The organism is Acidobacteriota bacterium (assembly GCA_022340665.1).
Lineage (GTDB): Bacteria > Acidobacteriota > Thermoanaerobaculia > Thermoanaerobaculales > Sulfomarinibacteraceae > Sulfomarinibacter.
This window is the reverse complement of the sequence record JAJDNM010000152.1, coordinates 1-15,071: the sequence shown is the minus strand read 5'-3', so window position 1 is coordinate 15,071 and position 15,071 is coordinate 1. Positions and strand designations below refer to the sequence as shown.

Here is a 15,071-nt window from a genome sequence, read left to right as displayed (position 1 = left end):
ACCGACCATAACCCACTGCATGGAGAGTGCCGCCTCCGGCTGCTACTCCCTCACGATCGGCAGCCGAATGCGCGAAGGGTAATCCGCCGAGTGGTGCACCATGTTGTGCGCGACCACCCCTTCCGTTTCGTCGTAATTCCGCCCGCCGGTGTTGAGATTGCGGGTGAAGCGGGGGAAGTTGCTGCTCGAGACCTCGATCCGGATGCGGTGCCCCGCGTCGAAGTAGTTGCTGGTCGACATCGGGCTGAGCTTCAACTCGTAGACCTCGCCCTTTTCCATCAACACCTGCCTGTCGAACCCATCACGGTAGCGGGCGCGGAGTATCGTCTCGTCCAGGTTGTAGGCCCGGCCGTCCGGGTACACATCGACCAGCTTGACGGTGAAGTCGGTGTCCCGCGCATCCGACGACACATAGAGCGTCACCTCGACCGGGCCCGATACCTCGACGCCCTCCTCCAGCACATCCGTGGAGTAGACGAGCACGTCGGCGCGAGCCTCGACGCGGCGCTGGTCGAAGGACCCGGGTGTGACCGCATTGCCCATGCAGCAGAAGTTTCCGCCACGCGACAGCACCGGGTTGTAGGGGTCGTAGGTGAAGCTGTCCGAGGTGGTCTCGGCTCCCGGCATCTCGGCCGTCAGACGGCCGTCTCCGAAGACGCTGTTGGCCTCCCCGCCGCTGTCGAGGTAGAAGGTCGCCATCTCGGCCCCCTCCGGCGGCCACGACGACGAGGACTTCCACTCGTTCTTTCCCATCAGGTAGTACTGGACCCTGGGTGTCGATTCGAGGACCCCGTTGTCCTCTCCCTTTAGCCAGTAGTCGAACCAGTCGTAGGTCAGCTCGTCGTACTCGAACCGGGCGTCGCCCATGTCGCGCTCGCCGACGATCGTCTCCTCTTTGGCGCGGCGGTACCCGCAGTGGCCGACCGGCGCGATCAGCGCATACTGGTTCTCGGCAACCTCCCGATCGGCAGCGTTTTCCCTGACGTGATTGAAGAGAGCCAGGTTGGGGCTGATGGAGACGTCGTACCAGGACATCCACCACAGGCTGGGCACACCGAACGGCTCGTCGTCGTGCCACAGGCCGCCCTTGTACCAGGCAGGGTCGTCGGGCGTCCGCTGGATCATGCGCCCGCCGGTCGCGACCGGGGCCGGGTCGGCGAATATGCCCTTCGGGCCGTCGACGCTGCGCATCAGGTCTTCGACCGGCAGGTGCCAGAACGCCTCGGCCCAGTCGACCTCCGGCATTTCGGGAGCGAGGTCGAAGTAGTGTGAAAGACGCACGATGTCCTCACGCGGGATGTCGTTGGAAAAGGTCGGCCGCTGCGTGTTTTGAACCCCGTAGAGCCACGAGAAGAACAACATCTGCTCGGCACCCCCCCGATACCAGTTGCCCTGCTCGTAGAACTGCCCGACCCGGCCGATGCCGGCACCGAAGCCCTGCGGAATCATTGCCGCGTGGGCGGGATGGTCGAGGGCGGCCAGGCCCATCTGCCACTCCGCCGACGACGAGCATCCGATGGTCCCGACCTTGCCGTTCGACCACGGCTGCTCGGCGATCCAAGTCAGGGTGTCGTAGCCATCGGTCTTCGGCGGGCCGAGGATGTCCCACTCGCCTTCCGAGAAATACCTGCCCCGCTCGTTCTGCACGACGTACGCGTAGCCGCGCTCGATGCCCTCGAGGATCGATTTCAGGCCCCTGGTTCGTAGCTCGCCGTCACGGTAGGGGTTGAAGTTGTACGGCGTGCGCAAAAAGATCGTCGGTACGGGGCCTTCAGCTTCCTTCGGCCGGTAGATGTCGGTCGCCAGCCGGACTCCATCCCGCATCGGCACCATGACCTTCTGCTCGATGACCGCCGCGGCCTCGAGCTTTTTCATGACGTCGTCGCCACTCTGCGCCGTCGCGAGGTCGGTTCCACAGATCGAGACGGCACAAACCAGAATCAAACACGCAGCAGTTCTTTGCATCGTTTGAAGCCCCCCAGCTTCGTTTTTCAGTCTTTCCTCCAACCACCGGCCTTCCGGACCAACTCAGTCGTTCGACGTCATCGCTGTCGGCGGATGAACATAGGCCCTCGGTTGGATATAGGTCGCGAGCTCCACCGGTTCCCCCTTCAGCCAGTGGGCGAACCACTCCAGGGCGAGACGATCGCGCAACACGCGGTGAGCCGTCTTCCGTACCCCGTGCTGCTCACCGGGAAAGCTGACGTAGACCGACGGCACGCCCATCTTTTGCAGCGCGTGGAACAGCTGCACGCCCTGCTCCGGGCGTACCCGCCAGTCGTCGAATCCGTGCAGGATCATGGTCGGAGTGGTGAAGCTCTCGGCTGCCCACAGCGGCGAGTTGGAGAGGTAGACCTCCCTGCTGCGCCACGGCACGCCGGCCATCTCCTTCTCGGCAAAGAACTGCTCGTCCGTGGTGCCGAAGAAGGACACCATGTTGCTCAAGCCCGCGCTGGAGACGGCGGCGGCAAACCGATCGGTGTGGCCGATGACCCAGTTGGTCATGTAACCGCCGTACGACCCCCCGGTGACGCCCAAGGCCTTCGGGTCGGCCACGCCCATCTCGACCACGTGATCGACGAACGCCATGAGGTCGGCGAACGGCTTGGTGTGCCAGTCGGAGTGGATCGAGTTCGCGAAAGCCTGTCCGTAGCCGTCCGAGCCGCGAGGATTGGCGTAGAGCACCGCGAACCCGTGGTTGGCCAGGAGCTGATAGTCGAATCGGAAGCTCGGCGCGTACATCCCGTGCGGGCCTCCGTGGATGCTGAGAATCAACGGCACCCTGGAGCCCTCGCGGTAGCCGACCGGACGGATGAGCCAGCCCTGGATCTTCGCGCCGTCGGTGGAGTTCACCCAGATCTCCTCCGACGGGCTCACCGTGCGGCCCTTCCACCACTCCGAGGCTTCCGTCGTGAGCTGTTTCTTCTCGCCACCGATAACCACCCAGATCTCACTCGGCGTCACGTCGGTCGGCGCGTGCAGCACGAAACGATCGTCGTCCATCACCTTGAAGCTGGAGATGATTTCCCCGGAGGTCACGTCGTGGAATTGGTCGGGGGCATCGATGTCGACCCACCGGAGGTCGCGCGAACCGTGGCTCGAGGCGGTGAAATAGACGCGGTCGCTGTCCGGTCCCCAGGCGATCGATCGCACGGTGCGGTCCAGGTCTTCGGTCAGCACCCGTGGTGCGCCTCCTGCGCGCGGAACCAGGTGGATCTTGTAGTTCTCGCTCTCGTAGTTGTACTCGTAGCTCGCCCGGTGGGCGATCCATTTGCCGTCCGGGCTGTAGGCCGGGCTGTGATCCGGGCCGACGTTGGAGGTCAGCTGGCGGCTCTTCCCGGTAGCGACATCTACCACGTAGATATTGGTATCGATGGTGTTCCACCACTCCGGCGAACGGTTCGACACGTAGGCGATCTCGGTCGAGTCCGGGCTCCATACCATCGAGTGGTCGCCCTCGTCCGAACACTCGCCGTCGGTCAGCTGCCGGGCCTCACCGCCGTCGGCCGGAATGACGAAGATTCGCTTGCGCGCACCGTCGTCCCAACCCGGACCGAGGTGATAGAAACGGGGATGTTCCACGTAGCGCACATCGCCGAAAGCCTCTCGCTGCTCCTCCGTGTGGAGCTCGCCGACCGACGAGGTGAAGGCGATGAGGCCCCCGTCCGGCGACCACAGCGGGTTCGCAGCCCCCTTCTCCGCATCCGTGATTCTGCGCGCCTCGCCACCGTCGATCCTGATGGTATAGATCTGGCTCTTCTCGTCATTTCCCCGCTTGGCCGAGAAGACCACCGTCGAGCCGTCCGGGCTCCAGCTGTAGTCGCTCTCAACACCCGGATCACTGGTCAGCTGACGGCGCTGGGTTCCGTCGATAGACACCAGGAAAATGTCCCCGACGTTCTTCTCCGAGTTGGGGCAGTATCGGGTCACCGAGTAGGCGATCCAGTCGCCGTTCGGCGAGACGGCTGGCGACCCCACCTTCACCTGTTTCATCTCATCTTCCGGCTGCAGCGTCTGGGACTCCTCAGCCGGCAGGAGGGGCGACACGAACAGTGCGGTGCACACCAGCGAACAACAAGCGATTCTCACAACGAACCTCCCCCATCAAACTCCGCCGACATCGTAGCCCGCACCAACCACGAAGTCACGAATGCGGAAGGGCGGGGCTCTCGCGACCTCTACCGCACGCGGTGCATCGGAAAGCTGTGCGCGGTGACGGACACGACTTGGCCGTCCTCGTCGGTCTCGAAGATCCACTCCTCGCCCAGGCTCTCATCGTCCGCGCGCACACGGCGGAAGACGTTGCCCTCGACCCGTTTCAGCGGCTGAATCCAGACCTCCGGATCGATTTCTCGACTCCCCAGCCGGACCACCGCAAGCCCATCCTTCCAGCCAATGATTGCGTCCCGTCCCCACACCGAATCGTAGACACCGGTGAAGCGATCGAGATCCGCACCCCTCTCGGGAAGTTCGTCGGATTCGCTCGTGGCGGCTTCCGCCGCGGGCGCGAGCACCGCCTTCGCCTTGCGCACATAGTGCGAAATATTCGATCCGATCGCGTTGGTCAGCACGATGATGCCCAGCTCCTCCTTGGGAAGGATGGCGAACTCGGTGTAGTAGCCGGGACAAGCGCCACCGTGCCTCACCCAGGTCGAGCCGTCCCGCTGCACCACCGAGAAGCCCAGGCCCCAGGTGGTCTTCCAGTCGGGGTCGACCCAGTGGACGCGCTGCATCTCGCGCAAGGTCGACGCACGCAGCACCTGGTCGCCCCCCTCCGCACGCAGGCGCAGCTGCCAACGGGCGAATTTCGCCAGGTTGGAGGCGGTCGATGCCATCCCCGCCGCAGGTGCGATACCCTCGCAGTCGAACAGCCCGAGCCGCTCGCGTTCCGGGCTCCCGCGCCGGGCGGCGAACCCGGCAGCGAGTCGGCCGGTCTCGGAGGCCTCGGGCACCGAGGTGTAGGTATCGGTCATGCCGAGCGGGGCCAGGATGTCCTGCTGTACGACCTCCGACCACGTGCGGCCGGAGCTCTCGGCGACGACCTCCCCGAGGAGGGCCATGCCGAGGTTCGAGTACTGGAAGTACCGGCCCGACGGATAGAGCGTCTCCTGCGTGCCCAACCGCTCACGGATCTGCTCGGAGGTCGGGAAGTCGAAGTCGGGGCCGGACCAGTACGGCGAGTCCGACTCCCTCGGTAAACCCGCCGAGTGGGTCAAGACGTTGCGGATCGAGATCGGCTCGTCGTCCGGATGCGCGTCGGTCAGCGAATCGAACCACGACAGGTGCTCGCCGATGCCATCGTCCAGATCCAGCGCACCCGCGTCACGGAGCCGCATGACCGCGATCGAGGTGAAGAGCTTGGAGATCGAGCAGATCGAGTACAACGTGTTCTCGTCGGCCTTCTTTCCGGAGGCAGGGTCGGCGAGGCCAATGCCCCCGGAGGCCAGGACCTCCTGCCCATGGACGAAAGCATAGGAAGCCGCTGGGACGCCGGATTCTCCGAGGTCGTTTTCGACCCACGCGGCCCAGGCCGCAATCGCGTCCTCGATCCTCGGATCACCGGCTATGGACTTCGGATCGTCCCCGGCCCAGGCCGCTCCAGCCAGCACGACAAACGCCAGAATCGCAACAAATCGACGCATGGAATCCCCCTATTCGTGGTAATCGATCTTGCAGCCGCACCCGTTCCACATGCGGTCGTAGTCGGCGAGCCGACGGTCTACGAATGCCCCGGCCTGCTCGGCAGAATCGAATCTCCGCACGAGTATCGTTCGCTCGGGCGTCTCCTCCTGAACGACGATCTCACCGTCGTGGGAAAGGATGCGAATCCACCCGGCGAGGCCCGTGTCGACCGCCCTCATCGATTCGAACACATCGACGAGTTCCGCAAGATCATCACGATCGATCTCCACAACAGTCCGGTTTTTCAGTCTTTGAATCAACTCACCCGCGTCCACGCCCTTCCTCCCCTCAGCCTCCCTCTCGCATGACTCGTACCAGCACGTCTACGAATTCCTCGGGTTGGAACCAATGGGGATTGTGGCCGCCCTCCATTGTGAACACCATCCAGCCGCGTGCGCGGGCGCGGTCGGCAAAGACATCGAAGGTGTCGGTTTCCTTGCCCGCTTCGACTGTCAGAAGGTAGGCTGCCGGGAGCTCCCCGGCGTCCGGATTGGCGAGCACGATCTGTTCGGTGAAGGTACGGATCGGCTGTGGAACATCGACCGGCGGTTTCTTCCCCTCCTCCACCCACAGCGGAACCAGCTGCCATGGCTCTGCGCCGTCGGCACCCGCAATCGCCATGTCGTTTATGGCGTCGCCAAACAGCCGCTCGACCGAGTCGCCGTCCTCGGGCAGGATTGCGTCAAAGTAGATGAGCTTCGCGATCCGTTCGGGAGCTCTATCCGCAACTCCGGCGATCACCATACCGCCGTAGCTGTGCCCCACTAGCACGACATCGTGAAGATCCTCGAACTCGAACACATTCACGATGTCCTCGATATGCGTCGACAGGTCGACCTCGGGGCCGGCAAGGTGAACCCTCTCGCCGAGCCCGGTCATGGTCGGGCGGTACACCCTGTACCCCGCCCGCTCGAGCAGGGGCTCCACCCTGACGTACTGCCATCCGCCGCCCCAGGCGCCGTGAACGAAGACGATAGTTTGTACAGGACTCACCCTCGGCAGTTCGGCCGGGGCCGACGCACATCCTGTCAGCACGAACCCCAACACACCGATCGACAGCACCAGAGTTTCGACCGTTCGACGATCACGACGGGTTCCCATCACACCCTCCAGCCACCGACTCCACGACAGCCGCCTGTTTCTGAGGAGTCGAGCCGTTCTCACGCGCCTGGCGGCGAGTGTAACCCCCCCGATCGCACGATGAACAGTGCATCTTTCGGTGCACGATTTCGTATGAATACAGAAGCTGCTGCGGAGGAGACGTGGACCTCGGACGGACTCTGGGTATCATTGCGGCCGTGCTGCTGCTGATTGGCGCAGCGGTGTTCTTTCTTTTTCGCTACGTTTTCAGCGTGGAACGCCTGCACAACGTGCAGAATGCGATGGGGATCGAAAGCTCTCCGCCGGAACGCCATGTGCTCCCGGAAGGTTTCGGCGGTTGGGCCTTCATCGAATTCGGTGTCGACGGTGCTCCACCACTGGAAGTCAGCGACGGCGTACTGGTCGTCGAGTATCCGGCCAATGGACGTGTAGCGACCTCGACCCTTTCCCCGGACGCGAAGGGGTTCCTCCACCGTGAGTTCTTCGAACGTCAGGGGGACGCCCTCGTGCCCCTGGATCGCTTCGGCCGCATCTGGGGCGAGTACAACAAGCGGATCATCACCGACGAGGCGGGGGGCCTCGTGCAACGCTCCTTCGGCTTCTTCGTGGGCACCATGGCCGAGTTCAACGCCGCCGGGCGTCCGTCCTCGACCTTTGAATTGCCCACGCTGCCCGCCGTTCCACCCCAATCGAACTGAATCCAACCGACGTGGAAGCCGAACCGAAGCGAATTTCTTCGCCTGACGTTGGAGGAAAGCGATTCGCACCAATTGGCACCCGTTTCCCCTCGGGCAGGAGTACACTTCACGGTCGAAGGGGGGCGCATGAAATTCGAAAAATTCAGCATCGCGGCAGTTCTCACCTGCGTGGCGTTGACCTCCGGGTGTCGGCAGGCAGCTCAGAAACCGCCTGCGACCGAGACCGACCTCAGAGCCCGGGCGGAGCGCCTCGCCCAGGACACCCTGATTCTCGACACCCACATCGACCTTCCATACCGGCTGAACGAAAAGCCGGAAGATGTCGCGGTCCGCACCGAGGGCGGTCATTTTGACCTCGTTCGTGCGCGCCAGGGGGGCCTGAACGCCGCCTTCATGTCGATCTACGTGCCGGCTTCGCTGCAGGAGAAGGACGGCGCCCGCGAGCTGGCGGACAAACTGATCGATTTGGTCGAGGGTATCGAAGAGGAGGCGCCCGGTGATTTCGCCGTCGCGCGCTCGGTCGACGACGTGCAGCGGCTCTTTTCGGAGGGCGTATTCGCCCTGCCGATGGGGATCGAAAACGGAGCCGCCATCGAGGACGATCTTGGCGCCCTCGGACATTTCTTCGACCGAGGTGTGCGCTACATGACGCTCGCCCACTCCGAGCCCAACCTGATCTGTGACTCCTCCTACTCCGAAGACCGACGGTGGAACGGACTCAGCCCGTTCGGCCGTGAGGTCGTGGCTGAGATGAATCGCCTCGGCATCATGGTCGACATCTCGCACGTCACCGACGAGACCTTTTACCAGGCGATCGAGATCTCCACTGCACCGATGATCGCGTCGCATTCATGCTGCCGCTTTTTCACACCCGGCTTCGAACGGAACATGACCGACGATATGATCACCCGCCTGGCCGAGGCCGGTGGCGTCATCCAGATCGCCTTCGCTCCCGGCTTCCTCAACGAGGCTGCCCAGAAACAGTCGACCGATCTGTGGGCCACCATGAGAACCTTCATGGAAGAGAACCAGGTCGCGATGGGGAGCCCCGAGTTCAACCAGCGGATCGACCGCTACTGGCAAGAGAATCCGAAGGTCGAAACGACGGTCAGCGACGTCGCCGATCACATCGAGCACATCATTCAGCTGGTCGGCGTCGATCATGTCGGCGTTGGCTCCGATTTCGATGGTATCTCGGACACGCCGACCGGCCTCGAGGACGTTTCCGCGTACCCGGCGCTGATCGAGGAGCTTCTCCGGCGTGGCCTGAGCGATGAGGAGATCCGCAAGATCACCGGCGGGAATCTCCTGCGAGTGTGGTCCGAAGTGGAACGGCACGCAGCCGGGATCTAGTTCGGACTCGGTCGTTCACTGGCCCCGCGACACCGACGATTGCATGATGATCTTTTCACTAAAATTTGCAATTGCGTCTCATTCTGGCTATATTGACGCCAGTACAACAAAAACCCGCAGGAAAAGAGGACGACACATGAAATCGAAATCCACATTGATTCTCAGCATTTTCGTTGCGGCAACGCTGGCCGCAGGCGCGGCATTCGCCAACGACACTCCGACCGTCGCCGAGCAGATGGCCGGGTTGCAGCAGATGTGCACCGACACCGCCCAGGCGCGTGCCCAGAGGCAGGCCGAAAGACCGCTTTACGACCGGCTTGGCGGGTACGAAAAGATCAACGATTTCACGCGAGAGGTCGTTCGCCTGCACAAGGTCAACCCGGACATCAAAGATCTATTCGAGTACGTCGACAGCGAGAGGTTGGCCACATCGGTTGCCGATTTCGCCTCCGCCGGCACTGGCGGGCCGCAGAAGTACGCCGGGCGATCCATGCCCGCAGCCCATGCCAATCTGAAGCTGACGGATGCGGATTTCCTCTCTGCCGGTGGTGACATCATCACGGCCATGAAGACCATGGGCTACGGCCAGGACGAGATCGACGAGTTCGTCTGCATCCTGGTATCGCTCAAGGATCAGGTCATCCTCGATTAATACAACCGCTAAGCCGCCGGAATCGACAGCCTCTCCTCTCGGGGCGGCTTTTCCCGTGATTCCGTGCCCTCTATGCCGTTGATGCCTTGGTGCGTCGAAGGTCAGCCGTTGTTCTGAATTCCGCGCTGATGGCGACGATCGACGCCACTACGACGCTCACCCTTGCGCCGCTCTGCCCCGTTCCGGCGGTCGGTGCCGTCCGGTCCGGCGCCAAGATCGTGGAGACGTCGGTCGACGCCACTTCTGCGCTCTCCCTTGCGACGGTCGACCCCGGAGCGCCGTTCTTTCGTCATGACTTCCCCCCTTTGATCCACTTTCGAGAATATCGCGGAGAGAGAAAACCAACAACAATCCGGTTGTCCTGACGGTCAATTTCCGGCCTGGGCTGCGAAACTCGAACGACATGATTTCGTATGATCAGGTGGTGAACACGCTAAAACTGCGTGGACTCGTGTCGACACACACAAGACGAGCGGAGACCACATGAAACGCTGGTTCTGGGCGATTCTCGTATCCGTGGTACTGGTAGCGGCAGGCCTGACGCTGGTCGCGTTCCCAAGGGACCCCGAGTGGACATCTTCTTCCGCCGACGCAAGTGCCGAGTTCACAGCCGGAGAAGACGCTCTGCGCAAAGTCTACACCGAAGAGGCTGCCAAACATTTCCGGCGCGCCCTCGAGCTCGACTCCGACTTTCTGGTGGCAAAGTGGCGCCTTTCCCAGATGATGCGGCCGGACGAATCGGAGCAACAGAGACAGCTCACCGAAGAGGTGCTGAAGGCTGATCTTTCGTCGGTAACGGCGCGAGAGCGGTGCATGATCAGCTATTGGCGCGCAGCTTGGAACGATCAGGGAGATGAGTCCGCGCGGATACTGGATGCGTGCATCGAGGAAATTCCGAACGATCCGTACCCGCTCGCGTGGAAGGCCGGGAGGGCCTGGCGCGCCGGACATCTCGAGGAAGCGGAACGTCTCTACCAAGAGCTCTTGGCGATCGATCCGAACTGGGTGGTCGCGTACAACGCCCTCGGATATATCAAGATGATGCAAACCGCATTCAACGAGGCTGAGGAGAGCTTCAAGAGCTACCGGTTCATCGCCCCCGAACAGGCGAACCCTCACGACTCGCTCGGCGAGCTCTTCATGACGATCGGCCGTTACAGCGAAGCCGAGGAGTCGTTCGAGAAGGCAATCGAGGTCAGACCTGACTTCTGGGCTTCGTACGAGCACCTCGCCGTCCTGAAGTCGTACACCGGAGATTTCGCTGCGGTTCGGGGGGTGATCGATCGCGCTGCCGCCACCGGCATGCCAGAGCCTCGCCTGCGCAAGATGAGCTGCCGTGCGACCTACGCGGAGATGGCGGCGAAGGATCGATGGAAGGAGATTCTCGACCAACACGACGGTCCGTGCGTCGAAGGGTTCTTCGACGGACTCTCCGCTCTCCTCACCCACCGCGCAGCCTGCGAGACCGGTGATTGGAGGATGGCCAGAACCATCGAAGACGAGGCGATGGGCCTCCTCATCGACGCGGAGAAAGACGGCAACGGGGAACTCGTGAGAGCCTTCCGGGCGGGTCTCCTCCACATGCAGGGCATTCGGGCAGCATTCGAAGGGGATCTCCCCGCAGCTCAGCAGCGTTTTCAGGCGGCCGATGAGCTCCTGACCTTTATCGCAGTGGATGACGGTATGTACAAGCTTTACAACCGCATGCTGCTCGCAGAAACTCTGCTTACCGACGGCAAGGACGCCGAGGCACACAGCCTTCTCGCCAGCATTCGAAGCGTCAATCCGGCGATGGTCGAGGACTTCGAGGAGTCCGGTTTCAGGTTCCTGGGTCTCGATCGCGGCTGATCGGCCCCGCCCGCCCGGGGGCAATTCCAACGCTTTCCGTCAACAACGGTTGCGGCTCCCCGTCAGGCTGGCACCGCGGCATCCAGGGCCAGCTCGATCATCGCATCGAAGGATGTCTGGCGCTCTTTGGACGACAGCTTCGCACCGGTTTTGATGTCGTCGCTCACGGTGCAGATCGCCAGCGCCTCGGCACCGAGCTCCGCGGCGATCGCGTAGATGCCGGCGGTTTCCATCTCGACACCGAGGATGTTGTTTCTCTCCATCAACTCGAGCTGCGAGGTGTCGGCCGGGTAGAAGAGATCGGCCGAAAAGACGTTTCCGACGTGGAAGCGGAGCCCCTGCTCCTCGGCCGTGCGCACGACTTTTCTCAGGAGATCGAAGCTGGCGATTGCCGCCAGGTCGTAGCCGCCGAAGCGCATCCGGTTGACGCCTGAATCCGTCGACGCACCCATCGCAATCACGATGTCGCGGAGCTCGACGTCCGGGTGGACGGTTCCGCAGCTCCCGACCCGGAGGATTCGTTCGACACCGAAGTCTCTGACCAGCTCGGTACAGTAGATCGACGCCGAGGGGATGCCCATCCCGTGGGCCATGACGGATACTTCCCGCCCACGATACGTCCCGGTGAAACCGAGCATGTTGCGGACGTCGGTGACCAACCGGGCACCTTCGAGAAAGGCCTCCGCGATGTACTTCGCCCGCAACGGATCGCCGGGCATCAGAACCGTGCCGGCGAAATCGCCGGGATCGGCATTCAAGTGAATGGTGGCCACACCGTCTCCAATCGTGTCTGATCAACTCACATCTTCTCGGCCTCGGATCGATTCCTCCCGCCTTCTTTCGCACGGTAGAGAGCGTGATCCGCAGTCTTGAGGATCTCTGAATAATCTATATCTTCGCATTCTTCGACCACTGCCGCCCCAAGACTGATGGTCACGTCAAGTTCGCCAGAATCAATGCGAAACGGCTCCAATTCGCACGCCCGACGCGCCCTCTCCATGACGTCAAAGGCCGTCTGCTCGTCGCCCGGGCACAGGATGATCAAGAACTCCTCTCCCCCGATTCGCCCGAGAATGTCGGCCGTCCGGAGGGCCGAAGTCACCCGACCAGTCACCTCTCTGAGCACTTCGTCACCCGCGGGATGACCGACGCGATCGTTGATTTGTTTGAAGTGATCGATATCTATCATGATCGCGGACAGCGGTTGTTGTTCGCGCTCCGCCCGTGCGAGTTCCCGCCGCAGCAACTCCAGTATCGAACGCCGGTTCCACAGCCCGGTGAGGCTGTCTCGTGTTGCTTCGGTTTCGAGGGCGTCTCGGGCCTTGCGGAGTGCCGCAGTAGTGTCGAGCAAATCCTTGTAGATACGGCCCTTCTCGAGCGCCAAAGCGAGCTGATCCGCAATCTTCAGAAAGATCTCCTGATGCTCTTCCCGATAGGCGTTCCGTTCGGTGCTCGAAAAGAAGATGAAGCCGACTGGCTCGCCCTTCACCATCAGCGGACACGTGAGACTCGAGCGAATCCCTTCCTCCACGATGCGTCGCGTCGAGTCGGATTTGGGATTATTCTCGAGGTAGCCGACCAGATCGTTGAGAATTCGAGGCCGCCCGGTACGGATGATCGACTCGAGACTGCTGCCGGCGAGGCCGGCGCTGTAGCCTACCGGAAGCCTGATATCCGATACCTCCGAGCGGGCCCAAAAGGCGCGCACTGTTTCCCTGTCCTGCTCGATCAGCGCGAGTCCTATTCGATGGTAGGGAATCAAAGAAAAAAAGTTTTCGTATACGTGGTCCAGGACCTCGTCAATCACCAAGCCCTCGTTGACGCTCTTTGTGACATTCGCCAGGGTTGCGGATTGTTCACGATCCTTCCTCAGCGTCTCGATCAGGCCCCGCAGGGCCGTCCCGAGATCCGAAATAGCATCTGGCGCTCCAACCGGGATGTCGACGTCGAACTGTCCTCTGCGGAGCGCCTCTACTGCCTGTCGGTACAGCGATACCCTTTCGTCGTTCAACCAACCTCCAACTGTCGCATCGGAACGGTTTTGGTGCATTCAATCTTACCCGATCACTCGCCACGGGCGTCGCTGTTCTCGGTTTTCGGTAAGACCCGCCGTCGGGATATGCGGTCTCGCGCTGTCTCTGGTCTGCAGGCGGTGGCGCAGGCGACGAATCAGTCGTCCGGCCTGTACTCCAAGAGATCTCCAGGCGTGCACTCGAGAGTGCTGCAGAGCTTGTCGAGGGTGGAGAAACGGATCGCTTTCGCCTTACCCGTCTTCAATACCGAGAGGTTCTGCGGAGAGATGCCGACGGTCTCCGACAGCTCGTTGAGCTTCATCTTCCGTTTCGCCAGCTGCACATCGAGATTGACGATGATGGACATGCCCCACCTCAGATCGTGAGCTCGAGCTCGGCCCGCATCCTGCTGCGCTCCCCGATCAGCTGTCCGTACTGGTGGGTCAGGAACGCCAGTATGAGAGCGGAGATGCCGAACGCTTGAGGGAAGAGAATTCGCGCAACCTCGACCGAGCCGAGCCGCCATCCGGCGAGCGGGAATGGCAAGACCGATCCACTGAGGAAGTACGCGGGCAGGAAGAGCACATCGAGCACGCAGCTCGCGATCAGCAGTCGAGTGAGACTCGAGAGCACCGGACTCAGCTGATCCGCCAGGTCCGATGAGCCGCCGACGCGTCCTATCAGCGAGAAGGCCTTGGAGCCGTCCCAGTAGATCTTGATCCACACGAAGGAGCGGGAGAACCCCATCACGACCGCAAAGATCAGGAGCACGGCCGTCCAGTTTTGAATCGGATCTCCCGACAGCCCCTCGGCGCGCACGGTCGGCCAGACGTTGATCGAGTACATCAGGAGCCCGAGGCCCTGGAAGATCACGATGCCCAGGGTCAGCACGGCGTAGAAGCGGAGGGCCTTCTCCAGCGGTCGGACGATTCGGTTCTGGTCCATGATTGAAGTCCTTTCGAATTCCTCGCGGAACTGCCTCGGCCGGTTCCGTTGTCAGCAATCATAAATCCTGAACTCATGTTTGTCAATAAAATATTCATGTTTGTCATGAAATTTTTAATTGAAAACGATTACTATTCATCGTTCGACCGCCCAGGCGGCCGGCCGCATCCGTTCAGCTCAGGGTTCCAGCCAGTGCCTTTTCACCCAGCGAATAGTGGGACGGAGATCGAGCGCTTCGGCGAACCGGATCATGTAGGGAATCTTGTCGACGTCGTCCATCGGGATCGACACGTCCGGTGGAAAGACCGGTGCGAGGCGGTGGTAGCGGTCGCGCAGCATCTTGTCGCACTGGTAGTCGGCGATGCCGGAGATGCCGTCGAGCATCAGGCTGATCAGCGGCTTGATCCACTGGGCGTAGCCCCAGTCGTGGCTCTTGCCGCGGACGTAGAAGAGGCTGGTCCCGGTGCCGAGGGACAGCAGCACAACGTCGTCCATCGGCGGGGTCGGACGGTACCGCGTGTCCTGGGTTTGCGCCAGAGCGCACATGGACGGGTTGTTGGCGTAGACCCCGCCATCGATGTAGCCGTCTACCGACGGGAAGTAGGTGGGCGCCACCGCCGTGTACATGCCGACCTCGTAGGCGAGCTGGTGACGGTCGTTCCCCTTACCGGGGAAGTTATGGAAGAGCTTCGGCTTCCACGTCCTTTTCTCGCCGTCCTCGTCCTGGTTGTCGAGATCGAAGGCGGTGATCAGAACCCGTTTCTTCAGCTGGCCGAGCGT

15 protein-coding genes are annotated in these 15,071 nt (G+C 62.1%); 4 read left to right on the top strand and 11 right to left on the bottom strand.

The genetic code is table 11. The features are described 5' to 3' along the window. Positions 1–42: 42 nt before the first annotated feature. The 5 genes from LJE93_17520 to LJE93_17500 form a co-directional block, all read right to left on the bottom strand. Positions 43–1,965, bottom strand: a complete 1,923-nt coding sequence (locus LJE93_17520) for a CocE/NonD family hydrolase (GenBank protein MCG6950718.1) — start codon at positions 1,963–1,965, stop codon at positions 43–45. Between the two features lie 63 nt (positions 1,966–2,028). Continuing rightward, positions 2,029–4,089, bottom strand: coding sequence for a S9 family peptidase (locus LJE93_17515; GenBank protein MCG6950717.1), 2,061 nt, complete (start codon positions 4,087–4,089; stop codon positions 2,029–2,031). Between the two features lie 89 nt (positions 4,090–4,178). Then, positions 4,179–5,642 carry a serine hydrolase gene (locus LJE93_17510; protein MCG6950716.1) on the bottom strand — a complete coding sequence of 488 codons (1,464 nt, stop codon included), beginning with the start codon at positions 5,640–5,642 and terminating at the stop codon, positions 4,179–4,181. Positions 5,643–5,651: 9 nt separating this feature from the next. Next, positions 5,652–5,957: a hypothetical protein gene (locus LJE93_17505; GenBank protein ID MCG6950715.1), complete on the bottom strand. Its 306-nt coding sequence runs from the start codon at positions 5,955–5,957 to the stop codon at positions 5,652–5,654. 13 nt (positions 5,958–5,970) lie between these two features. Next, a complete protein-coding gene (locus LJE93_17500; protein MCG6950714.1) occupies positions 5,971–6,783 on the bottom strand; it encodes an alpha/beta hydrolase in 813 nt (270 codons plus the stop codon). A 161-nt stretch (positions 6,784–6,944) separates the two neighbouring features. Here LJE93_17500 and LJE93_17495 point away from each other — a divergent pair, with 161 nt between their 5' ends. The 3 genes from LJE93_17495 to LJE93_17485 all read left to right on the top strand — a co-directional run bounded on the left by LJE93_17495 (position 6,945) and on the right by LJE93_17485 (position 9,486). Next, positions 6,945–7,481, top strand: coding sequence for a hypothetical protein (locus LJE93_17495; GenBank protein ID MCG6950713.1), 537 nt, complete (start codon positions 6,945–6,947; stop codon positions 7,479–7,481). A gap of 126 nt (positions 7,482–7,607) precedes the next feature. Beyond that, a complete protein-coding gene (locus LJE93_17490; GenBank protein MCG6950712.1) occupies positions 7,608–8,834 on the top strand; it encodes a dipeptidase in 1,227 nt (408 codons plus the stop codon). Between the two features lie 136 nt (positions 8,835–8,970). Further along, the gene (locus LJE93_17485) at positions 8,971–9,486 is read left to right on the top strand and encodes a group 1 truncated hemoglobin (GenBank protein ID MCG6950711.1); all 516 of its coding nucleotides are present in this window, start codon (positions 8,971–8,973) and stop codon (positions 9,484–9,486) included. A 101-nt stretch (positions 9,487–9,587) separates the two neighbouring features. On the opposite strand, the gene LJE93_17480 is transcribed toward LJE93_17485, so the two are convergent. Then, positions 9,588–9,779, bottom strand: a complete 192-nt coding sequence (locus tag LJE93_17480) for a hypothetical protein (protein MCG6950710.1) — start codon at positions 9,777–9,779, stop codon at positions 9,588–9,590. 190 nt (positions 9,780–9,969) lie between these two features. Here LJE93_17480 and LJE93_17475 point away from each other — a divergent pair, with 190 nt between their 5' ends. After that, positions 9,970–11,334, top strand: a complete 1,365-nt coding sequence (locus LJE93_17475; GenBank protein MCG6950709.1) for a tetratricopeptide repeat protein — start codon at positions 9,970–9,972, stop codon at positions 11,332–11,334. 62 nt (positions 11,335–11,396) lie between these two features. Here the strand turns inward: LJE93_17475 and deoD are convergent, their stop codons facing one another. The 5 genes from deoD to LJE93_17450 form a co-directional block, all read right to left on the bottom strand. After that, positions 11,397–12,107, bottom strand: a complete 711-nt coding sequence (gene deoD, locus LJE93_17470) for a purine-nucleoside phosphorylase (protein ID MCG6950708.1) — start codon at positions 12,105–12,107, stop codon at positions 11,397–11,399. Positions 12,108–12,133: 26 nt separating this feature from the next. Continuing rightward, positions 12,134–13,345 carry a sensor domain-containing diguanylate cyclase gene (locus LJE93_17465; GenBank protein ID MCG6950707.1) on the bottom strand — a complete coding sequence of 404 codons (1,212 nt, stop codon included), beginning with the start codon at positions 13,343–13,345 and terminating at the stop codon, positions 12,134–12,136. 158 nt (positions 13,346–13,503) lie between these two features. Further along, positions 13,504–13,713, bottom strand: coding sequence for a helix-turn-helix transcriptional regulator (locus tag LJE93_17460; protein ID MCG6950706.1), 210 nt, complete (start codon positions 13,711–13,713; stop codon positions 13,504–13,506). 8 nt (positions 13,714–13,721) lie between these two features. Continuing rightward, positions 13,722–14,291, bottom strand: a complete 570-nt coding sequence (locus LJE93_17455) for a hypothetical protein (GenBank protein MCG6950705.1) — start codon at positions 14,289–14,291, stop codon at positions 13,722–13,724. A 177-nt stretch (positions 14,292–14,468) separates the two neighbouring features. Beyond that, positions 14,469–15,071 (bottom strand): hypothetical protein (locus LJE93_17450; GenBank protein ID MCG6950704.1); only part of this gene is annotated, 603 nt, incomplete at its 5' end.

Excerpts from the sequence above, each read along its gene's own strand:
- LJE93_17520 (MCG6950718.1), bottom strand. The coding sequence starts at position 1,965 with ATGCAAAGAACTGCTGCGTGTTTGATTCTGGTTTGTGCCGTCTCGATC.
- LJE93_17510 (MCG6950716.1), bottom strand. The coding sequence starts at position 5,642 with ATGCGTCGATTTGTTGCGATTCTGGCGTTTGTCGTGCTGGCTGGAGCG.
- LJE93_17500 (MCG6950714.1), bottom strand. The coding sequence starts at position 6,783 with ATGGGAACCCGTCGTGATCGTCGAACGGTCGAAACTCTGGTGCTGTCG.
- LJE93_17490 (MCG6950712.1), top strand. The coding sequence starts at position 7,608 with ATGAAATTCGAAAAATTCAGCATCGCGGCAGTTCTCACCTGCGTGGCG.
- LJE93_17485 (MCG6950711.1), top strand. The coding sequence starts at position 8,971 with ATGAAATCGAAATCCACATTGATTCTCAGCATTTTCGTTGCGGCAACG.
- LJE93_17480 (MCG6950710.1), bottom strand. The coding sequence starts at position 9,779 with ATGACGAAAGAACGGCGCTCCGGGGTCGACCGTCGCAAGGGAGAGCGC.
- LJE93_17475 (MCG6950709.1), top strand. The coding sequence starts at position 9,970 with ATGAAACGCTGGTTCTGGGCGATTCTCGTATCCGTGGTACTGGTAGCG.
- LJE93_17460 (MCG6950706.1), bottom strand. The coding sequence starts at position 13,713 with ATGTCCATCATCGTCAATCTCGATGTGCAGCTGGCGAAACGGAAGATG.
- LJE93_17455 (MCG6950705.1), bottom strand. The coding sequence starts at position 14,291 with ATGGACCAGAACCGAATCGTCCGACCGCTGGAGAAGGCCCTCCGCTTC.